16 protein-coding genes are annotated in these 21,966 nt (G+C 62.0%); all 16 read right to left on the minus strand.

The genetic code is table 11. The features are described from left to right. Positions 1–104: 104 nt before the first annotated feature. Entirely contained in the window at positions 105–461 is a 357-nt protein-coding gene (locus tag FRT59_RS17810; protein WP_153839612.1) for a VOC family protein, read from the minus strand. A 56-nt stretch (positions 462–517) separates the two neighbouring features. After that, on the minus strand, positions 518–2,011 hold the full coding sequence (locus tag FRT59_RS17815; RefSeq protein ID WP_153871871.1) for a methyl-accepting chemotaxis protein: 1,494 nt from the start codon (positions 2,009–2,011) through the stop codon (positions 518–520). A gap of 184 nt (positions 2,012–2,195) precedes the next feature. Next, the gene (locus FRT59_RS17820; RefSeq protein ID WP_153871872.1) at positions 2,196–4,349 is read right to left on the minus strand and encodes a TonB-dependent siderophore receptor; all 2,154 of its coding nucleotides are present in this window, start codon (positions 4,347–4,349) and stop codon (positions 2,196–2,198) included. A gap of 222 nt (positions 4,350–4,571) precedes the next feature. Beyond that, on the minus strand, positions 4,572–5,333 hold the full coding sequence (locus FRT59_RS17825) for a PIG-L deacetylase family protein (RefSeq protein ID WP_153871873.1): 762 nt from the start codon (positions 5,331–5,333) through the stop codon (positions 4,572–4,574). 181 nt (positions 5,334–5,514) lie between these two features. Beyond that, positions 5,515–6,174 (minus strand): glycosyltransferase family 2 protein, encoded by a 660-nt coding sequence (locus tag FRT59_RS17830; protein WP_153871874.1) that lies wholly within the window; start codon positions 6,172–6,174, stop codon positions 5,515–5,517. After that, a complete protein-coding gene (locus FRT59_RS17835; RefSeq protein WP_153839616.1) occupies positions 6,171–6,770 on the minus strand; it encodes an SAM-dependent methyltransferase in 600 nt (199 codons plus the stop codon). The genes FRT59_RS17830 and FRT59_RS17835 overlap by 4 nt, the downstream gene beginning before the upstream one ends. After that, a complete protein-coding gene (locus FRT59_RS17840; RefSeq protein WP_153871875.1) occupies positions 6,767–7,525 on the minus strand; it encodes a PIG-L deacetylase family protein in 759 nt (252 codons plus the stop codon). Before FRT59_RS17840 ends, FRT59_RS17835 begins: the two co-directional genes overlap by 4 nt. Next, positions 7,522–8,520, minus strand: coding sequence for an acyl-CoA dehydrogenase family protein (locus tag FRT59_RS17845; RefSeq protein WP_153871876.1), 999 nt, complete (start codon positions 8,518–8,520; stop codon positions 7,522–7,524). The genes FRT59_RS17840 and FRT59_RS17845 overlap by 4 nt, the downstream gene beginning before the upstream one ends. Position 8,521: 1 nt before the next feature. After that, on the minus strand, positions 8,522–10,681 hold the full coding sequence (glgX, locus tag FRT59_RS17850; protein ID WP_153871877.1) for a glycogen debranching protein GlgX: 2,160 nt from the start codon (positions 10,679–10,681) through the stop codon (positions 8,522–8,524). Positions 10,682–10,802: 121 nt separating this feature from the next. Then, positions 10,803–11,072: a DUF2934 domain-containing protein gene (locus FRT59_RS17855; protein ID WP_153871878.1), complete on the minus strand. Its 270-nt coding sequence runs from the start codon at positions 11,070–11,072 to the stop codon at positions 10,803–10,805. A gap of 23 nt (positions 11,073–11,095) precedes the next feature. Continuing rightward, positions 11,096–13,846, minus strand: coding sequence for a malto-oligosyltrehalose synthase (locus FRT59_RS17860; RefSeq protein WP_153871879.1), 2,751 nt, complete (start codon positions 13,844–13,846; stop codon positions 11,096–11,098). Further along, positions 13,843–15,927, minus strand: a complete 2,085-nt coding sequence (gene malQ / locus FRT59_RS17865) for a 4-alpha-glucanotransferase (RefSeq protein ID WP_153871880.1) — start codon at positions 15,925–15,927, stop codon at positions 13,843–13,845. The genes FRT59_RS17860 and malQ overlap by 4 nt, the downstream gene beginning before the upstream one ends. Then, positions 15,924–17,669 (minus strand): malto-oligosyltrehalose trehalohydrolase, encoded by a 1,746-nt coding sequence (gene treZ, locus FRT59_RS17870; RefSeq protein ID WP_153871881.1) that lies wholly within the window; start codon positions 17,667–17,669, stop codon positions 15,924–15,926. The genes malQ and treZ overlap by 4 nt, the downstream gene beginning before the upstream one ends. A gap of 20 nt (positions 17,670–17,689) precedes the next feature. Then, complete coding sequence (gene glgA / locus FRT59_RS17875) at positions 17,690–19,246, minus strand: glycogen synthase GlgA (protein WP_080752987.1); 1,557 nt, start codon at positions 19,244–19,246, stop codon at positions 17,690–17,692. 463 nt (positions 19,247–19,709) lie between these two features. Continuing rightward, positions 19,710–20,663, minus strand: coding sequence for a D-2-hydroxyacid dehydrogenase family protein (locus FRT59_RS17880; RefSeq protein WP_153871882.1), 954 nt, complete (start codon positions 20,661–20,663; stop codon positions 19,710–19,712). A 25-nt stretch (positions 20,664–20,688) separates the two neighbouring features. Beyond that, on the minus strand, positions 20,689–21,693 hold the full coding sequence (locus FRT59_RS17885) for an alpha/beta fold hydrolase (RefSeq protein WP_153871883.1): 1,005 nt from the start codon (positions 21,691–21,693) through the stop codon (positions 20,689–20,691). Positions 21,694–21,966 lie beyond the last annotated feature (273 nt).

Genomic DNA, 21,966 nt, shown 5'->3' on the forward strand with positions numbered 1-21,966 from the left:
GCTTGGTTCGCAAGTCGATCACGATTGCCCGCAACATCTGCTCGGCATGGTATAGCTTGACCGGTGCGGCTTGAATAACCCGCCTCGTTGAGCAACCTCTCGAATCAGGACGCAGCGCTCCACACCGCCAGTTCATACCCATCCGGATCGGTGAAATGGAACCTGCTGCCGCCCGGGAATTCATACGTCTGGCGGGTAATCACCGCACCCAACTGCTTAAGCCGCTGTTGCGTGCTGTCGAGATCATCCGCGTACAAGATGATTAAGGCGCCGCCCGGGCGTACCGGCTCGCCGGTGGTGAATCCGCCCGTGAGCCGGCCATCGCTGAATTCGGTGTAGGTGGGGCCGTAGTCGATGAAGGTCCAGCCGAATGCGGCGCCGTAGAAGCTTTTGCTGCGGGTGATGTCGCCCACATTGAATTCGATATTGTCGATTTGTCGGTCTTTACCGCGAGTGCTCATGCTGGCGTCCCTGGCAGGTGGTCGAGGTGGCGAGTGTAGCGTGTCCGGTATTTTACTCAGGGATGAAACTTACGCCCCAACGCCTCAAGCCGCACCGCAATCGGCGGCAGGCGTTCGCTGCTGCGGGCGAGGGTCTCGACGTCGTCGGCGGTGTTTTGGGCGATGTTCTGCACTGACTGCAAGCGCTCGACAATCTCCAGGTTGGCCGAACTCTGCTCGCGGGTGGTAGTGACGATGCGGCCGTTGAGTTGATCGATATGGGCGATGTCCTGGCCCACGGCGCGGAGCATGTCCACCGCCAGTTGACTGTCTTCCACGCAGCGCTCTACGCCTTCGCGGCTGGCATGCATGGCTTCGACGGCGTGGCGGCTGCCGTGTTGCAGGCCCTCGATGATGGTTTTGATTTCCTGGGTGGAGAGGGCGGTGCGCTGGGCGAGGCTGCGCACTTCATCGGCCACCACGGCAAAACCACGGCCTTGCTCGCCGGCGCGGGCGGCTTCGATAGCGGCGTTGAGGGCCAACAGGTTGGTCTGGTTGGCAATGCTGCTGATCACCTCGAGCACCGAGCCGATTTGCTCGGCCTGTACGGCCAGCGATTGCACGGTGGATTCAGTGCCGTTGATGCGTGCAGCCAATTGGCTGATTTCATGCTGGGCGCGGCCGACGCTTTCCTGGCCGCGAACTATCTGCTGGCTGGCCTGGCCTGCATGCTCCACCGCTTGTTCGACCTGCACGGTGATATGGCTCATGGCGCCTTCCATGCGCTGCATCGAACCGGTCATCTCGCCGATCTGCGCCAGTTGGTGCCGCGCACCTTTTTCCAGGGTGCCGCTGGCGGTGGCCAATTCCTGGCCGAGTTGGCCCAGGCCGTGGGAGTCGCGGGCTACGCCGTCGATCAAGTGGGTGAGCTGTTGCAGGAAGTGGTCGAAACGCGTGGCCAGGGAGACCCGCGACTTGCCTTCGCCTTTGGCCGACTCCACGGTGAACTGCGAGGTGACGGCAAGCATCTTCTCGAGCATTTCCTGGCTCTCTAGCGCATCTGCCTGGCTATGCACAGCCAGGTAAAGCAGAGCGACGGTTTCCATCACGACATAGAACGCGTGAACGAAGATCATCGTCCAGCCGCCGTGATGCTCCATCACAAACACCGGCACACCTTGGTGCTGCAACGCATGGAACACCACGTGGTGCACAGCGATGGTCAGCGCCGCCACCAGGATTGGCAGCCAGTCACGATAGAACGTCAACACCGCCAGCAACGCGAAGATGCCGAAGTGGGATTCGATCACCCCCTGTGCCTGGTTGATGTGCAGCGCCGCCATCACCATCAGGCCGGCGCCCAGTGCGCAGCGCATCACACGGGTGCCGCCGATGACGCGGTAAAGCGCCGTCAGCACCACGCCGGTGCCGCCCCCGACGGTCAATGCCTGTATCAGGGTGTTGTGCCAGAACGCCAACCCCAGGGAGAACAGAAACATCAGCCAGATCAACGCCAGCATGATGCGGTCGGCCTTGCGGTAGTGCTCGAGAAAACGGGTGCGGACGGGCATTCACTCTTACTCCATGAGGGTGGGGCGCCGAGGTCAAGCAAGCACGCGGCGTGCCACGAAGGCGCGCCGCTGTGGAGTGAAGCAGATGTTCGGGATTTTGTGCGGTTGCCAACGTTTTATCGGCATGCCAGCGGGGGGCTTTAAGAACGGCTGCCCGAGCGGGCAGCCGGCACAGCATGGATGATCAGAAACTGTATTTGGCAGTGACCATCATGTTGCGTGGAGCACCATAGGTATCACCGCCATAGTCCACGGATTCGGAAATGGACAGGTAGTACCGGCGATCAAAGATGTTGTTGGCGTTGAGCTGCAAGTCCAGGTGCTGGTTGACCCGGTAGCCGGCCATCAGGTCGGTGACGGCATAGCCGCCTTGCTTGAGCCGGTAGTTGCTGCCATCCGCGAGCTTGATGTCGTTGTACATGCGGCTCTGCCAGGAGACGTTGCCGCCCACCCGGAGTTTTTCCAGCGGGCCTTGAAAGTTGTAGCGGGTGGTCACCTTGAACAGGTGCTCCGGCGTATCGGTGTCGAACTGCTTGTTGACCTTCTGTGGGTTGGCGTCGTCCTTGATGGTGTGGGTTCGTGCGTAGGTATAGCCACCGCCGAGCTGCCAGTTCTCGGTCAAGGCACCTTGCAGTTCGAAGTCGATACCCTGGCTGCGGATCTCACCTGAGGCTTCATAGCAGGATGCCTGCGGGCAATTTGGCACGACGATCTGCACGGCGCGATTTTCCTGATCGACGCGGAACAGCGCCAGGCTCGCATTCAGCGCGCCGCCCAGGTATTCGCCTTTGATGCCGACTTCGTAGTTCTTGCCCACGATCGGCTTGAGTGGGGTAGCGTTGGTGCTCTTTTCTTTTTGCGGCGTGAAGATGTCGCTGTAGCTGACATACACCGAATATTGATCATCCAGGTCGTAGATCAAGCCGGCGTAGCGCGTGAGGTTGCGGGTGACCTTGTAGTCGCCGTCACCATCGCGGTTGTCGTAGTCGTACCAGTCCAGGCGCCCGCCAAGGATCAGCTTCAGCGGGTCGGCCAGGCTCAGGCGCGTGGTCATGTAGAAACCGTCCTGGGTGGTGACTTCACGTTGGTTGTTGGTGCGGGTGAAATTCGGTTTGCCGGCGTTGATCGGCCAGTTCATGTCATACGGACTGTAGTTGTGGGTGGTCATGTCGTAGATGCGTTTGCTGGCGCCCACTACCAGTTCGTGGGTTCGCCCTAGTGCCTGGAACGGGCCGCTGACAAAGGCGTCGACACCGGCCTGGTTTTCGTCGTAAGAGGCCTGGTACACCGTGCGGGCCAGGGTATTTGGCGTCCAGCGCGATTGGTAGGAGCCAGAGAACAACGCGTCCTGTTCGGAATAGTTGGCGTTGACCTGCAGGTTCCAGTCATTGGCCAGGCGCTGGCGCAGCTCGGCAAACACCGTGTTGATTTCCTGGTCCTTGTTTTCCCAGTCGGTGCCTGGGTTGTAGGAGCGCGACAGGTCGAGGTGATGACCATCCAGGCCGACCATCGACGCCCCCCAGAAGTAGTTGGTCTTGTCCTTCTGATTCGAGTAGCCGAGGGTCAGGCTGGTGTCTTCGCTCAGGTCGGCTTCGGTGACGGCATAGAACAGGCCGTGATCCTGCTCGGCTTTGTCGATGAAACTGTTGGCATCGCGGTAGGAGGTCACGACCCGGCCGCGCCAGGTGCCACTGTCATTCAGCGGGCTGGAGGCGTCGAGTTCGCCACGGTAGTCGTCCCAACTGCCGGCGGCACCGGTGAGGGTGATTTTCTGTTCGTCCAGCGGGCGCTTGCGGATCATGTTGATGGCGGCCGAAGGGTTGCCCGCGCCGGTCACCAGACCGGTGGCGCCACGCACCACCTCAACGCGATCGAACATCGCCAGGTTTGGCTGGGCGCCCACCGACACGCCGTTATAGCCACTGGGGATGCCGTCATACATGATGTTGTCGATATCAAAACCGCGTGCGGTATAGCCCTGGCGGCCGGGGCCGCTGGAGTAGTTGAGGAACAGCCCCGGCGTGGCGTTGACCACGTCGTTGATGCTGGTCATCGCCTGGTCATCCATGCGCTGACGCGTGATCACGGTGACGGCCTGCGGGGTTTCACGCAGGGTCAGCGGTAGCTTGGTCGCGGTTTTCATCGAGCCGGTGGTGTACGACTCCGAGCCTTCGGTAATTTCGCCAAGCTGCTGGCCCGAGACCTGGGTGGCGCCCAGTTCAATGGTGGTCGGTGCCTCGGTTTCGGCGGCCGAGGCCGCTTGAGAAGTTGCTAGACAGATAGCCATCGCCATCAGACTGGGAGAAAAAACGTTGCCGCCGCGTTGTTGCACAGACATGGATGTGGAGCTCCCCAATGCCGTCCGTGGCGAATAATAAATCTGTTGATAATTGTTCTCATTAGTGTGGCAGATTGAGTCTCAGGGAAAAAGCCTCCTGGCAGAATTGTTTAACCAAATTTTCACAGCGACGAAACAGGTCATTTGCCATGTACGTTGCCTGCGCACAATGCTGTTCGCCACGCCTGCCTCAAGCTTGGTCGCTGCGATAAAAGCCCGTGCCTACGTAAACACGATTTCGTAAGGGTCACGCATGCGTTCAAGCAATATCTGGGCAAGCATGGGCGGCAAACCGATCTCTGGATCACCCATCAATTGACTGGCATAGGCATGGGCGGCGTGCAGCTTGCGCGCCACGCTCCAAGTGTCCAGGCGTACCTTGCGCGCACGCTGCCAGGGAATCACCGAGCCTTCCCGCGCCGGCCAGTGCCAGGCCCAGATCGGCAGTTCATACAGTCGCGCGCCTACCGTGCTGCAGGCCTTGGCACTGGCCCGCCCAACGGCATCGTGATCGTCATTACCGTCGTGGCGCCAAGTGGTAAACACCACGTCGCCAGGTTGCAGGTAGCGTGCGATGAACTGGCTCATCGGTTGTTCACGGACGGCCAGTGCGTCATCGCAAAACCCGCCGCGAATCCATTTCAAGCTGTGCAACGGCATGCCCAAGCGCCGCAGTGCCTCGGCGCTTTCCTGCGGGCGCACCACGCTCAAGCGGCTGGCGGGCCACACATGGGAGCCCGGGTGGCTGGCGCTGCCATCGGTGATGGAGATCAGTTGCAGTGGGTGTTCGCGGGTGCTGAGCAATTGCAGCAAACCGCCGCACGCCAGGACTTCATCCCCCGGGTGCGGTGCAATGACCACGACCCGGGCGCCAGGCGGTACCAGTGTGCTGATCGGGATGGAAGGGACTTGCGCCAACTGCGGCGCGCTGTTCCAGATTTGCGCGGGGCCGCGACGGCCATCGCTTAAGGAGGCAGGCTTCATTTGGGGTGTTACATCCTTGTCGGTTGATACCGGGTCGTGCCCTGTTGACGGGTCGACTCTCTTGTTTTCACCTCAGGCTCCGCTGTGGTGAGGGCTCGGCATACCATTCCTGGAATGCCGTGCGAGGCGTTATGAGCATAGACAAGGATGTATCGCTTTTACATTTTGTGTTGTCGTTTTTTTACGAAACCTGCATCAGGCTTTTCAAGTAGTCGCCGAACCCGCCCTGGGCCCGGCAGTCCAGGCGCGCACTGGTGACCACTTGCGGCGCATGGCTCCAGGCGATGGAGGCGCCGCAACGTTCCAGCTCGCGCACCAGTTGCACATCTTCATGGCACGCCAGCGGTGCAAACCCTCCCGCCTGCACATAGGCACTGGCACTGACCCCCAGGTTGGCGCCATGGATATGCCGATGCCCATCGCGCGCCTGGTAGGCCTGGTGATAGCGGATCTGCGCTGCCGGGTCGAAGCCTTCGCTCCAGGCGTCCACGGTCACCGTGCCACATACCGCGTCGCAGCCCAGGGCCAGCTGCGCCACCAGCCAGTCGGGGGCCACGCGACTGTCGGCGTCGGTACAGGATATCCACCGTGCACCTTGATCCAATAAATGCCGTGCGCCGACGCCGCGCGCCTGCCCGACATTGCGCGCCTGCACGTGCAGGCTGTGTACTCGGTGAGCCTGGGCAATCGCAACGCTGCCATCGCTGCAGCTGTCGAGCACCACCAGGATGTGTACCGCTTCTCCCTCCAGGCCCGGATGGCTGGCGGCAATCCGTGCCGCCTGCAGGCACTCACCCAACAGCGCCTCCTCGTTATGTACCGGGATCAAAATACCGATCATCGCAAACCCTCGTGGCATGCGACCGAGGTGCCGTCGCGGCTCCAGAGGTCGAGCAGGAAATCGTTGTCATGGTGCTGCACCAAAGGCGGCATACCCCATCGTTGCTGGAGCAGGGCGTGTACCTGTTCAGCGGTTTGCGGGCAACCGTCGATGTAGGGCCGCCAATGGCAGGCCAGTAATTGACCATCGTCGGTCAAGGCGGCGAGGGCGCGATCCATCAGACGATGCAAATCTTCGACGTCGAGGTAGTAACAAAGCTCACTCAGTACGATCAGCTCGAACTGCCCCGTGGGCCATTGCTCGGGTAAACGCCGCTGTTCTACCTGGGCGTGGGGGAAGTCCACCATTCGTGCCTGTGCCAAGCGCACCGCCGCGCTTGCGGTGTCGCAACAAACCAGGCGCTCGCAACGGCTGGCCAGTTCAGCACTCAGCTCGCCGTTGGCACAGCCTGGCTCGAATATCGAGGTGTAGCGCGGCCGGGTCAGCACGGCCAGGGTCAGGGCACGTTTGCGTTGTTCATACCAGCGCTGACGAAACGCCCAGGGGTCGTCATTGCCGGCAAACAGTTGATCGAAGTAGGGCGTTGCCACACTCATACGAACACCACTTCAAAAGGTTGCAGCAAGCGCTCCACTACATAGGGCGCCAGCACCGGTGGCAGGCCGATTTGCGGGTCGCCTTCCAACTGGCTGGCGAAGGCGTGGATCGCATGGCGTTTGCGCGCCACGGCTTCTACGGTCAATGGAATCTTGCGCGCTCGGTGCCAGGGCACCATGTCGTCCTCAGCAGTGGCCCAGTGCCAAGTCCATACCGGCAGTTCGTACAAGGTCGCGCCGACGGCCTGGGCTGCCTTGGCGCTGGCGCGGCCCACGGCTTCATGGTCGCAGTGGCCGTCTTCGCGCCAGGTGGCGAACACCACGTCAGTGGGCTTGAGGTGGCGCTGGATAAACTCGCAGAGCTGGGCTTCGCGCTCAGCGACTTTGCTGTCGGCAAACCCGGCGCGCAGCCATTTCAAACTGTGCAGCGGCAAGCCAAGACGATGCAGGGCCTGGGCCGACTCCTGCGGGCGTACCACACTCAGACGCTCCACCGGCCAACGCTGCGAGCCGGGATGGCTGGCGCTGCCATCGGTGACGGAGATCAACTGCATGGGCCGGCCCAGCGCCGCGAGACCTTGCAGCAGGCCACCGCTGCCAAGTACTTCATCGTCCGGGTGCGGGGCGATAATCACGGCGCGGTGCCCCTCGGGTACCAACTGCGCGACGCTGATGTGCGGCAATTCGGCCAGCCGTGTCGAGGTTTGCCAGTGATTCAGCGGTGTGCCTTGGCCGACAATCGGATTGGGTTTCATAACTGCCACCTTCCACTGGGTTCGCCGGCCACCTGTTCGCCCAGGGCGGCCAGGTCGCGTTCGGCATGGCTTTGCCGCACATACACCGGTAAGTCCGCCATCAGTTGGGCAAAGTGCGGGTCCTTGCAATACGGCCCAGCGCCGACGCCCCGGCCGACGTGATGCATGACCTTCTCAACGGTGTCCTCGATGCAGGCTCGTGTCTGTTGTGCCAGTTGCCGGGCATCGGCGCTGGGCTCATGGTCGATCTGCTCGGCGCTGGCGCGCAGTACGCAGGCGGCGCCGTTCAAGGCGCTATCGACCGCACCGAGGTGCGCCAGGGCATGGGGCTCCGGGCGCTTGGCGCAGTGGGCGCGCAACACTTCACCCAGGCGTTGCGCAGCACCGTACCAGCACGCGGCGATGCCGACCCCGCCTTGCCAGAAGCCCGGACGGGACAGGTAATCGCCTGGCCCGCCAACCGCTACACCTCTGGCTTCGCTGAAGAGAATTTCGACGCTGCCCGTGGCGGCCATGCCTACCGCATTCCATCCCTCATCCGTTACCCTGACGCCAGGTTGGTCCATCGGCACGGCCACCAGTTGTTGGCGCTCCTCCTCATCCCAGGCGGTGAGCAATCCGTGGCTGACCACCGCCGCGCCGGAGCACCAGGCTTTGCGCCCGTCGACGATCAGCTGCTGGCCGTCGCGCCGCACCCGCACTTTGGCGGTGGGTGGCTCGGCCGCCCACATGCCCCACGTACTGCCCAGTGGCGGCAGCGGACTATTGAGTTCGGCAATGATCGCCAGCGCGTCGGTATGGCCTTCGAACAACTTGCACAGGCGCAAGTCATGGCCAGCCACTTGGGCCAGCCCACTGAAGCGCGCCAGGGTCTGGCCGCTGCCCGGCAGCGGCAGTTGATCCAGCCCTTCCTCCTGAAGTGCCTTCAGCGCATCGCCAAGGGCCTGCGTATTCGCATAGCCCCGGTAGCCCTGAAGGAAGCTGTGCAACGCCATCTCACACCTCGCCTTCACGCTGCAGTTCAAACAGCAGCAACGAGCGGCCGGTCACCGCGTACTCATGCTCAAAATCAAAGCGTTCCTGGCCGCGCACCGCTGTATCGTTGGTGTCGAGCATACAGGTCCAGAACTCACCCTCGGGCACCGGCGGCAGGCGGAAATTGACCATGTCGTGGTGAGCGTTGACCACCAGCAACAGCGTGGCATCCGCGCCGGCGCGGCGAATCCCGGTCTCCTGGGCGCGGCCATCCATCAGCATGCCCAGGCAACGACCCTGGCTGTCTTCCCATTGCTCGGTGGTCATCTCGTTGCCATCCGGCGCCAGCCAGGTGACGTCCTTCACACCGATATCTTCGTTGTAGTCGCCGACCAGAAAGCGCCCACGGCGCAGGATCGGGTAGGCCAGGCGAAGCTTGATCAGGCGCTTGACGAACTTGAGCAGGGCCTTGCCGTCATCGTCCAGGTCCCAATTGACCCAGCCGATTTCGCTGTCCTGGCAGTAGGCGTTGTTGTTGCCATGCTGGGTGCGGGCAAACTCGTCGCCGGCGACGATCATCGGTGTGCCTTGGGCCAGCAGCAGGGTGGCGAAGAAGTTGCGCATCTGGCGCAGGCGCAGTGCGTTGATCTCCGGATCATCGGTGGGGCCTTCGACGCCATGGTTCCACGACAGGTTGTTATTGCTGCCGTCCTGGTTGTTCTCGTCGTTGGCCTCATTGTGCTTGTCGTTGTATGACACCAGGTCATGCAGGGTAAAACCGTCATGGGCGGTGATGAAGTTCACCGAGCTATAAGGCCGGCGCCCGCGATGGTTGAACATCTCGCCCGAAGCGGTCATGCGCCCGGCGAAATCCGCCAATTGGCCGTCGTCGCCTTTCCAGAAGGCGCGTACGGTGTCGCGGAAGCGGTCGTTCCATTCCACCCAGCCTGGCGGGAAGTTGCCCACCTGATAGCCACCGGGGCCGCAGTCCCAGGGTTCGGCGATCAGTTTCAACTGGCGCAGCACCGGGTCTTGGCGGCAAGCGACCAGGAAGCTGTGGCGCTCGTCGAAGCCGTCGCGGTAGCGCCCGAGAATGGTTGCCAGGTCGAAGCGGAAACCGTCCACGTGCATCTCGGTGGCCCAGTAACGCAAGGAGTCAGTCACCATCTGCAGCACGCACGGATGGCTCAGGTCCAGGGTGTTACCGGTACCGGAATCGTTGATGTAGAAGCGTTTGTCATCGGGCATCAGCCGGTAATAAGAGGCGTTGTCGATGCCGCGCATGGACAGGGTCGGGCCGCGCTCGTTGCCTTCGGCGGTGTGGTTGTAGACCACGTCAAGGATCACTTCCAGCTTCTGTTCATGCAGGTGCGCGACCATCTCCTTGAACTCGGCAATCTTGCCGCTGGCCAGGTAGCGCGGGTCGGGGGCGAAGAACGCAATGCTGTTGTAGCCCCAGTAGTTGGTCATGCCTTTTTCCAGCAGATGCTGGTCGTTGACAAAGGCGTGTACCGGCAAAAGCTCGACCGAGGAAATACCCAGTTGGCGGATATGCTTGAGCACGTCGTCTTCCATCAGGCCGGCGCAGGTGCCGCGCACCGACTCGCCCACCGAAGGGTGGCGCATGCTGATGCCGCGCAGGTGGGTTTCATAGATGATCGTGCGGTCCCACGGCACGCGCACCGGTTGGTCGTTGCCCCAGGTGTGCGCCGGGTCGATGACCTTGCACTTGGGCACGAACGGCGCACTGTCGCGCTCATCGAAACTGAGGTCGTCGTCGGGGTGGCCGATGGTGTAGCCGAACAGCGCCTCGGACCATTTGAGCTCGCCTACCAGCTGCTTGGCGTAAGGGTCGATCAGCAATTTGTTATGGTTGAAGCGGTGACCGTTGGCCGGGTCATAAGCGCCGTACACGCGGTAGCCGTAAATCAGCCCGGGGTGGGCGTCGGGCAGGTAACCGTGGAAGATCTCATCGGTGTATTCGGGCAGTTCGATACGCTCCAGCTCGACCTCGCCGGCATCATCAAAAAGGCACAATTCCACTTTGGTGGCGTTGGCTGAAAACAGTGCGAAGTTGACGCCCAACCCATCCCAGGTGGCGCCGAGGGGGAAGGGCAAACCTTCACGAATCCGCGACGGTTCATGCTCCGGCGTCGCTGTGGTTTTATCGGGTTTGCTCATTGAGTTGCTCCTGCAAGGGGACTTTTTTCGGGCCGAACGCAACCGTGCTGACGGTGCTTCAGCGCATCACATGGACGGAAAAGAGCCTCCAGCTCGCAATGCGGGCTGGAGGCCCAAAGGATCATGGGGCGGGCGGTTTCGGCTTCTTCGGCGCGGCCGGTTTTTTCGCCGCAGGCTTGGCGGCGGCCGGCGCAGCCGGCTTAGGCTTGGTGGCGACCTTGAGTGCGGTTTTCGGCTTGGCGCCAGGCTTGGGCTTGCTCGGCGTAAGCGCTTCGGCCTCGGCCAGTTTGCGCGCCATCTCCCAGTGACGATCTTGTTCACCGTCTGGCTTACCTTCGGACTCCCAGATCTGATGCGCCAATTCGCGAATGCGTTTGTCTTCTTTACTCATCACAAACTCCTCACAGAAAATGTTCAGCTTTCTTGATTATCAGGATTGATAAAGACATTGACCGGGAGATCCCCCAGGGCAGTGCTGATCAACAGCTCCTTGTTGGGTGTGACTGCGCCTGTTTGAAAAAGTCCCTTCCAGTTTTGTGTTGTGGCGGCGAACGGTAATTTCACCCGCGTATCGCCCCAAACCTGCGCATTGACCTGAGGAAACATGCCGTTTTCAAGCAGGTGATAAGGCCAGCGCGGCACCACTACCAGCAGCTGTCGGCCGTGATGTTCGCGGTAAAAAGCAACCACCCGCTCGGCGTGCTTGCCAACCACTTCCAACGGTATATAGCTGCCGTCGCGGAACAGTTCAGGACAGGCTTTGCGCAAGCCCAGCACCTGGGCGATCAACGCCTGTTTGATACGCCCGTCGCGCCAGTTGAACAGCAGTTCGCCGATGTCCGGTGGGGTATCCAGTGCGCGTTGCCGCGCATTGAAATCCACCGGGCGACGGTTGTCCGGGTCTACCAGGCTGAAGTCCCAGAACTCATCGCCCTGGTAGACATCCGGTACACCCGGCACGGTGAGGTGAAGCAAGGTTTGCGCCAGCCCGTTCAGGGCGCCTGCGGGGGCGATGGTCTGGGCGGCGCTGTCGAGGGCACTGCGTAGCGGCGCGCCGGCCTCACTGAGCAACAGGCGTTTGAGGAACCCCTCGACACCGTGTTCATAGGCGTCGTTAGGGGCGCTCCAACTGCTTTGCAACTTGGCTTCGCGCAGGGCTTTTTGCTGCCACTGCCAGAGGCGTTGCTGATAGGCCTCCAAGTCTGGGTTGTGCTCCAGAGGCCAGCTGCCGAGCAGCACCTGATACAGGATCAGTTCATCACCCGCCGTCGGGCTGTCAGCACTCTCGCGCAGGGGCGCGGCGAGGCTGCGCCAGTGTTCGACCTGTTCGGCATACCAGGGCGCGCACTCGCTGAGCACCGCCAGGCGTGCGCGGGTGTCTTCGCCGCGTTTGTGGTCGTGGGTGGCAGTGGCCAACAGGTTGTCGCGGAAGGTGTTCAAGCGCTGTTGGCTGGCGGCGTGGAAATCCGCCAACGGCGCACTGAACTGCTCGGTACTGAAGCCTACATCGTTACGCGACAGCAATACCGCCGAGCGATAGAACGCAGTGTCTTCCACAGCCTTGGCGGCGGCGGGCGAGGTCAGTTGCTGGAAACGCACGCAGGCATGCTTGAGGATCTTGCGCTCGCGGCCCACCGGGCGATTGCGCCAAGGCTGGCCGCCCAACCATTTTTCCAGGTGATCGAGCACCGGCCAGTCGCCTTCGTTCAGGGTGGTGCGGGCGCCGTCCATGGCCTGCTGGAATACCTTGTCGTCGGCCGCGCTGCGGCCCCTGGCGCTGATGTAGGTGCGGTACACCGGAAAATGCACAATCAGTTCCTGCAAAGCGCGACGGATTGCGCCCAGGGTCAGGTCGCGGGTCATCACATCGTCACGGGCCACTTGCAGCAAAGCCTGGGCCACGCTTTCGAAGTCGCCGCCCAACGAGCCATTAAGGATCTGCTGGCGCGCCAGTCGCGCTTCTTCGCTAAACGCCGAAGGGCGTTCGCTGTGACGCGTCCACACGTCGGCCAGCGGGGCAAAACCGTCTGGATGGTGTTGCAGCAACGACAGTTGGTTCATGAATTCGTAGCCGGTGGTGCCGTCTACTTGCCAGTCTTCACGCAGGGTCTCGCCCTCGCCGAGGATCTTTTCTACAAAGATCGGCAGATGGCGCTGGGGCGACAGCGCGTCCACGCGGCGGCGCAATTTGCGGCAATAGCCACGCGGGTCGGCCAGGCCGTCGATATGGTCGATGCGCAGGCCGTCCACCAGGCCCGCGCTGATCAGCTCACAGATCTTGCCGTGAGTGGCTTCGAACACCGCCGTGCGCTCTACCCGCAGGCCGCCCAGCTCATTGACGTCGAAGAAGCGCCGCCAGTTGATATCGTCGGCGGCAGTGCGCCAACTGGCCAGGCGGTAGACCTGTTGTTCGAGTAACTGATGCAGTCGGTTGAAACCCTCGGGCTGGCGACCGTCGAAGTCGGCCAGGCGGCGGTCGATGGCCGGCATCACTTCAGTGGCCCGTTCGGCCAACGCGTGCTTGAGCCAACCGGCTTCGGCGTAGGCGTCGTCCTGATAGGCGAGGGCAGCGAAACGCTCGGCCAGTGGTTGGACCGATTCATCGCTGCCGAGGATCAGGGCGTAGTCCCTTGGGCAGATTGGAAAACGATGCTCGTAATGTTCGGCGTAGAAACTCCCGTGGGTGGCGTCGAACTTGAGCGTCAGCGTACCGCTCTGCAAGGCTTCACCGTAATCGCTGCCCAGGAACGGCATCAGCAATTGGCCCTTGAGCAAGGGGTCGGGCGAGTGCCACTGGATATCGAAGAATTCGCTGTAGGGGCTCAGGCGGCCCCACTCCAGCAGGTCCAGCCACCACGGGTTATCCGCACCGCCCACGGCCATATGGTTGGAAACGATGTCGAGGATCAAGCCCATGTCGTGCTCACGCAGGGCTGCTACCAGGCGCCGCAACGCAGCTTCGCCGCCCAGCTCGGGGTTGACGCGTGTGGGGTCGACCACATCGTAGCCATGCATGGAGCCAGCGCGGGCGCTCAGCAGCGGCGAGGCATACAGGTGGCTGATGCCCAGTTGGGCGAAATACGGCACCAGGGGCACGGCATCATCGAGGGTAAAGTCTTTGTGAAATTGCAGGCGCTGGGTGGCGCGCAAGGGCAGGGCATTCATCGGTCACGCTCGTGGGCTTGGTTGCGGGCTACGGCCAGCAATTCGAGGCGGCGCGCAGCGCTATCGGTGTCGAGCAGGCAGGCGGCCTGGCCTGGAAGGCGGCGGCGCCAGTTGGGGTGGGTGTCGGTCGTGCCAGGCAGATTGGCCTGTTCGTCGATGCCCAGCGCGTCCTCCAGCGGCAGCAACACCAGCGGCGCACGGGTGTGGCCCAAATAGCGCACGCTGGCGTCGATCATATGGTCGGTGTCGTTGCGGATCTCATCGACAAAATTCTGCGGGTCCTGGCCCAGGGCTTGGCGCAGTGCGTGGCGTTCGCGCAGGCGGTGTTCGCTCCATTGCTCCACGGTGGGGGCGTCAATCAGGCCGAGTTGGATATTCCACTCGATATCGCGGCTGTGCCACCAACCATTGAGGGTGGGCAAGTCGTGGGTACTGGTGGTGGCCAAGGCGTTGTCGGGCCAGTCCAGAATCGGCGTGAATTGGCCGTCGTGGTTCTGTTCGAACAGCAATACGCGCATGCCCAGAATCGAGCGGGCGCTGAGTTTTTCGCGCAGACCGTCAGGCACGGTGCCCAAGTCTTCACCCAGGACGATGGCCTGGTGGCGGTGGGATTCCAGCGCCAGCAGGCGCAGCAGGTCGTCCACCGGGTAATACAGGTAGGCACCTTCACGGGGTGAGGCGCCCAGGGGGATGACCCACAGGCGTTGCAAGCCCATCACATGATCGATACGCAGGCCGCCGGCGTGGGCGAAGTTGGCCCGCAGCATTTCGATAAAGGCGCGAAAGCCGTTGCGCTGGAGGCCTTCGGGCGAGAACGCCGAGATGCCCCAGCCTTGACCTGCACGGTTAAGAATGTCCGGCGGCGCACCCACGGTCAGGCCGGCCAGCAGTTCATCCTGGCGGCTCCAGGCCTGGCTGCCACCGCCGTCCGCACCCACCGCCAGGTCGGCGATCAGGCCGATGCCCATGCCACTGCCACGGGCGGCTTGTTGCGCGCGCTCCAGGCTGCGGGCTATCAGCCATTGGGTGAAGGCGAAATAGCCGATTTCTTCGCGGTTTTCCTCTGCGAACTGCGCCAGGGCCGGGCTCTGTGGCGTGCGCCAGGCGTCGGGCCATTGGCGCCAGTCGAGGTCTTCGCCAGCGGCGGCGCGCCGGGCCTGCACGGCTTCGAAACGGCAATGGTTTTCCAGCGCTTCGCCGCCGGCCTGGCGGAAGCTCAGGAAGTCGGCATGCTGCGGGTGCGCCCCGTGACGGAAGTCTTCATACAGCGTGCGCAGCAGGCGTTGCTTGGCCTTGGCAGCGGCGGGCCAGTCGATCAGCGTGAGCTCTTCCAGGGCATGCAGTTCGTCCGTCAGCCCGGCGGCCTCGATGGCGTTGCGCACTTCCCGCTCGCCCAGGATACAGGCGGGCGAGGCATACAGGCTGTTGAGAAACAGGCGGCTGGATGGCGAGTAAGGGCTGTAGTGCTCGGTGTCGGCACTGAACATCGCGTGCATCGGGCTGATCGCCACTGCGTCGGCACCGCGTTCGGCGGCCGAGCGCACCAAATGTTCCAGGGCCAAGGTATCGCCAAAGCCGCCATCGCCGGGGCGCCGCAACGCATACAACTGCGCGCTCAAACCCCAGGCGCGGGCGGGGCGGCTGTCCACCGCGTCGGCCACGCTGTAACAGTGGCTGGGGGCAACGGCCAGGGTGAAGGTTTGCCCATCGATATGCACCTGGTGGTAGCCAAGGGCGATTATCCCGGGCAGTACGGCATCGCTGTCGAGGCGCAGCTCAAGGGTTTCGCCCCCTTCGAGGCTGACTCGACACGGTGTGTCCGGGGCGAAGTAGCGCGCCAGATCCAGGCCTTCCCCGCTGTCGGTGGTCATCAACGGCGGCAGGTGCGTGTCGTGTTGCACTTGCTCCAGTTCCAGCAGGCTGGCGTCGATTTCGGCATCGGTATCGGCCGGGTGCCCGAGCCCTTTGAGGACGGCGCGCAGGGCTTGGGGCTCGACATGTTGCGGGCGACCGTTGGCATCGATCCAATCGACGGCCAGGCCCGCACGGCTGGCGAGAATTTCCAGGTTCGCTTCGCTCAAGGGTGTTCTCCAACTGGGGATAGGCAAACGCGTGCGCTGCAGGGCGGTAGCTGCGCACCTTGCTGGGCAGGCGTCTGGAAAATAATGTGGGGTGGTGCCGGGAGATCGAGGGGCTGTTCACTCAGGTTCAGGTCGATCTGCAATATGCTGCCGTTGCCCAGGCGCCAACGCGCCGTGACAGCGCCCTCCGCCAGCACCTGCGCGCCCAACGCAACGGTGCCGGGCAAGTGCGGCACCACATGCAGGTGGCGCAGGCTCAGCAGGTGACGATAAAGCTGGGCGTGGTCGTTCTCGACGAAGGAGGGCGCCGATTGCAGGAAGGTCGGCAGCGCGTTGGGGTCGGGGATGCGTTCGCGCTGCTCGGGGTCGTGAAACGCGGCGAAATCGGCAAACTCATTGCGCCGCCCCTCGCGCACTGCTTCTGCCAGTTCGCCGTGATGGTCGGTGAAAAACAGGAAGGGTTCGGCGGCGTTGACCTCATCGCCCATGAAGATCATCGGAATCATAGGGCACAGAAGCAACAGGGTGGTCGCCGCTTTCAGCGCCTGGGGCGAACACAGCTGGTGCAGGCGTTCGCCCAGTGCGCGGTTACCGACCTGATCATGATTCTGCAGGAACGCCACGAAGGCGCTGGGGGGTAGATCACCACTGGGTTCGCCTCGAGCATGACCATGGCGTGTGGTATCGCCCTGGTAGATAAAGCCTTCGCCCAGGCAGCGTGCCAATTTTGCGGTGGGCTGCTCGGCAAAGTCACTGTAGTAGGCGTCCGTCTCGCCGGTCAGCAGCACATGCAATACGTTATGAAAGTCATCATTCCATTGGGCGTCGAAATGCTCTTTTAACAGGCTGGCCTGGTTCAGTTCATTTTCCAGCACCAGCCACACGTGGCGATCGCTGTCGACTTGTTGGCGCACCCGTTGCGCCAGTTCCTGCAGGAAGCCTGGGTTGTCGATGGCGTGCACGGCATCCAGGCGCAGCCCGTCGAAGCGGTATTCCAGCAGCCACATCAAGGCGTTATCGAGGAAGAAATCCCGCACTTCGCGACGCTCGAAATCGATGCCGGCGCCCCAGGGGGTGTGCACGTCTTCCTGGAAGAAACCCTGGGCGTACTGGCCGAGGTAATTGCCGTCGGGGCCGAAGTGGTTGTAGACCACATCGAGCATCACGGCCAGGCCGTGGGCGTGGGCGCTGTCGATCAGGTGCTTGAGTTGCTCGGGCGAGCCGTATGACGCGTGGGGCGCATACGGCAGCACGCCGTCATAACCCCAATTGCGTTCGCCGGGGAATTGCGCCAGGGGCATCAGTTCAATCGCAGTGACGCCCAATTCGGCCAGGCGGGGCAGGTGTTTCTCCACCTCGGCGTAGCCACCCATCGCGCCGACGTGCAGCTCGTAGATCACTGCGGTGTGCCAGGGGCGGCCTTGCCAGTGGCTATGGCGCCATTCGTAGGCATGCGGGTCGACCACTCGGCTCCAACCGTGTACATCTAGGGCCTGGGCTCGGGACGCAGGGTCGGGGACCGCCTGTTCGCCGTCGATGTTGAAACGATAAAGCGTGCCGGCGGGGCACGCTGCTTTTACTTCGAACCAGCCATCTGCCTGGGGCAGCATGGCGATGGATTTACCGTGCTCCAATTCAACGCTGACATAAAACGCGTCTGGCGCCCACAGGGCAAAACGCGTGTTTTGCGCGTCCAGCATAATTGCGCCGTGGGGCCAGGTTTCCAGAGTCCGTAATGGCATCTATGAAGCCCTCCCAGTGATTATTTAGTCGATTTCCCCAGGGCCTTGGCCACCAATTGTTCGTAGAGTTCGGCGTAGGGTTCCACCGCCTGGCACCAGTTGAAAGGCTGGGTCATGGCGCGGCTGCGCATGGCGTTGAGCAGGCCAGGAAAGGCAAACACCTTGAACGCACGGCGCAAGGCTTCTTCGTAGCTTTGCACGGTGGATTCATTGAACAGGAACCCGGTAACGCCATCTTCGATGGTGTCTGCCAAGCCTCCGGTGTTACGCGCCACCGGCAACGAGCCGAAGCGTTGGGCGTACATCTGGCTCAGGCCACAAGGTTCATAACGCGACGGCATCAGCAGGAAGTCGCTGCCGGCGAACATGCGGCGGGCATCGGTCTCGTTGAAGCCGATACGCACACCCACTTGGCCGGGGAAACGCAACGCCAGTTCGCGCATGGCCTGTTCTTCTTCCGGCTCGCCACGGCCGATGATCGCGATCTGGCCGCCGTTTTCGACGATGAAGCTGGCCACCGCTTCGGTCAGGTCCAGGCCCTTCTGGTAAACCAGGCGCGACACTACGGCAAACAGCGGGCCGCTGGATGGCTGCAATTCAAACAGCTCGCGCACATGGGCGGCGTTGATGGCCTTGCCTTCCCAGTCGCCGATATTGAAGTTGTGGGTCAGGTGCGTATCGGTGGAGGCTTCCCAGCTCTCGTCGATGCCATTGGGAATCCCGCTGAGCAGACCTTGCTGGGTCTTGCTGGCAAGGAAACCATCCAGGCCGCAACCGAATTCCGGGGTGGTGATTTCCTGGGCGTAGGTGGCGCTCACGGTGGTGATATGGCTGGAGTAAGCCATGCCCGCCTTGAGGAACGACATCTTGCCGTAAAACTCCATGCCTTCCTGTTGCAAGGCATGGGGTGGAATGCCCAGCTCGGGCGTCGACGCCAGGCTGACCACGCCCTGGTAGGCCAGGTTATGAATGGTGAACAGCGTCGGTGTGCGTGACCCACGCCAGTGCATATAGGCCGGGGCCAGGCCAGCAGGCCAGTCGTGAGCGTGCACCAGGTCCGGGCACCAGTGGATTTGCGCGAGGTTGGCGGCCATGTCAGCGGCGGCAAGACCCAGGCGGGCGAAGCGAATATGGTTGTCCGGCCAGTCGCGGCCGTTGTTGGCACCGTAGGGCGTGCCTTCGCGCTCGTACAGTTCCGGGCAGATCAGCACGTAGATGACCAAGCCGTCTTTAAGGTCCATGCGCCCGATCTTGCACGGCGGCAACGCGGCATGGCCGCCCAGCTCACCGACGATATGAATCGGGTTGTCGCTTTCCATCACTTGCGGGTAACCGGGAATCAGCACCCGCACATCGTGCAGGTGCGCCATGGCGCGGGGCAGGGCGGCGGACACGTCGCCCAAGCCGCCGGTTTTCACCAGGTCGGCGAATTCGGAGGTGACGAACAACACTTTCTTTCGATTCGGGTTATGACTCACGATCGGCCGCACAGTGTTGGGCAGGTCGACCAAAGACGTTGGCCCCCCTGCCGGCTGACTAAAACGCTCTCCCTGAGTATCTACTGCGGCACTGATCATAATGCACTCCCATCTGTTGGTCGGCTAATGGCCCGCTGCCATTAGCTCCGAATGACCGCATCCTGCGGCCAGGCGCACACGCGCTACACAATCTGGCAAGGCGTATGCCAGTTGCGGCTCAAGCTTGAAAAGATTGGATGAACGGGCAATTGGCGTGAGTCGCACGTGCACGTCCTTACCTAAAACTGGACCTGTGGCAGAGTTGGAAAGTTTCGATTTTTTGCGGGGTTTTTGTTTTGGAACGGACCCATCGGTCATGAGTCTAGGACAGATCCTAGAGCCTGTAGCGTTTTAAGGCAGATTTTGTAGGACAAAAAACTTTTAACCTTATGCAGGTTTAAATCCGTGGCGAGGGAGCCTGCTGCCGCTGAAGTGCCCAGCGCTCCCAGATGTTGGCCGCGCTAGGCGCACCAGCGGGAGCAAGCTCCCTCGCCACAGAGTGCGTTCGCACTGAAATGGTGCGTCAGCCCAGCACGCGGACGGGCACGCCGTTGGCCCAGGCTTGGATATCTTCGATCATCTGCTGGTAGAACTGCCGGTAATTCTGCTCGCTCACATACCCGATATGGGGCGTCGCCAGCACATTGGGCAAGCTGCGCAACGGATGGTCAGCCGGTAGCGGTTCCTCGGCATAGACATCCAGCGCCGCCCCGGCCAGGCGGCCGCTGCTCAGTGCCTGAACCAGCGCCTGCTCATCCACGATCGGCCCGCGTGCGGTGTTGACCAGGCGCGCCGTGGGCTTCATCCAGCCCAGTGCCTGGGTGTCCACCAACCCGCGGCTGCGGTCACTGAGTACCAGGTGGATGGTCAAGATGTCGGCCTGCTCGAACAGCTCGCGCTTGCCGACCCAGGTCACCCCCGATTCGGCCGCCCGCTGCGGCGTGAGGTTCTCGCTCCAGGCAATCACCCGCATACCGAACACCTTGGCAAACTGTGCGACCTTCTGGCCAATACTGCCCAGGCCGAGAATCCCCAAGGTCTTGCCATGCAGGTCACCGCCCAGGCCAACCTGCCAGCCGCCCGCACGTAGCGAGGTGGCTTCGCAAAGCAGATTGCGGGTGGAGGCCATGATCAACGCCCAGGTCAGTTCCGGCGCCGCGTGTTTGTAGCTGTCGGTGCCGCACACCTGGATGCCCAGGGCCTTGGCGGCGGGAATGTCGATGGCAGCATTGCGCATGCCACCGGTGACCAGCAATTTGAGTTTGGGCAGCCCTTGCAGCAGGGCCTTGTCGAAGGTTGAGCGTTCGCGCATGAGGCAAATCACCTCGAAGCCCTTTAAGCGATCAACCATCGTGGCCGTATCTGCGGGGTAGTCGTGAAGGAAATGCACCTGGCCCACGGCGTCCAACACCGACCAGTCCACCACGCCGCTGGCCACATTCTGCCAATCATCAATCACTGCGATCTGTACCGACATTCACCCGTGCCTCGAAAAGGTTGGATTAAAGGGCGTTCAGCCCCTGCAACAGTGCTTTATGAAACTGTTCCGGTTCTTCCATCTGGGGTGCGTGACCCAGGCCGGGAAACTCCACCAGCGTGGCGTGGGGAATCAGCTTGGCCACCTGCTTGCCCAGCACTTGGTAATTGCCAATCCTGGCCTTGACTGCCGGCGGCGCTACATCCTTGCCGATGGCAGTGGTGTCGCTGGTGCCGATCAGCAGCAGGGTGGGCACCTGCACATCCTTGAATTCGTAGTACACCGGCTGGGTGAAGATCATGTCGTAAATCAACGCCGAGTTCCATGCCACTTGGGTGTGCCCCGGGCCTTTGTTCAGGCCGGCAAGCATATCCACCCAGCGCTCGTATTCGGGTTTCCAGCGCCCGACGTAATAGGTGTCCAGTTCATACTTACGTACACCCTCGGCGCTCAGTTTCAACTCGCGCTGATACCACTGGTCGACGCTCTGGTAGGGCACGCCGAGGGCTTTCCAGTCTTCCAGGCCGATGGGGTTCACCAGCCCAAGCTGCTCGGTTTGCGTGGGGTACATCAGCGCGTAGCGAGTGGCGAGCATGCCGCCGGTGGAGTGGCCAATCACCGTAGCCTTCTGGATGCCGAGTTTTTCCAGCAACTGATGGGTGTTGATTGCCAGTTGCTGGAAGCTGTACTGGTAGTGCTCGGGTTTGCTGGAAGTACAGAAGCCGATCTGGTCAGGGGCGATGACGCGGTAACCGGCGTCACTGAGGGCCTTGATCGAACCTTCCCAAGTGGCACCGCAGAAGTTCTTGCCGTGCATCAGCACCACGCTGCGACCGTTTGCTGTGCCTGTGGCGGGGATGTCCATGTAGCCCATCTGCAGGGATTTGCCTTGGGATTGGAAGCTGAAGTGTTCGACGGGATAGGGGTATTGGAAGCCTTGAAGCTCAGGGCCATAGGTTGAGGACGCCGCGTACGTCGGCCCCACCGCAGCGAGCAAGCAGGTGAAATATGTAACGAAAGCATGGGGCATACAGTTCTCCGCACGTAAATAAGGGATGTTGGTGTTGGCGGATTATCGCGGAGTTAACGGCCTGCGGCGGCTTGTCGGGGAAGCACGCAATATCCGGACGAACGGTAGCGCACCCTGTTAAATCTGACAGTAGACGGGCTGCCGCCGCTGGCGCTAACTAAGCATGTCGCTCAGTTGAAATAAGTAAGTCTAAGACCGAGTGGTTGCGCTCCCGCATCGGAAGGATACGGCTGTTCGCCGGTTGTTTTGGGGGGCTCCCTTTCTCGGTAAATA

The organism is Pseudomonas haemolytica, from assembly GCF_009659625.1.
Lineage (GTDB): Bacteria > Pseudomonadota > Gammaproteobacteria > Pseudomonadales > Pseudomonadaceae > Aquipseudomonas > Aquipseudomonas haemolytica.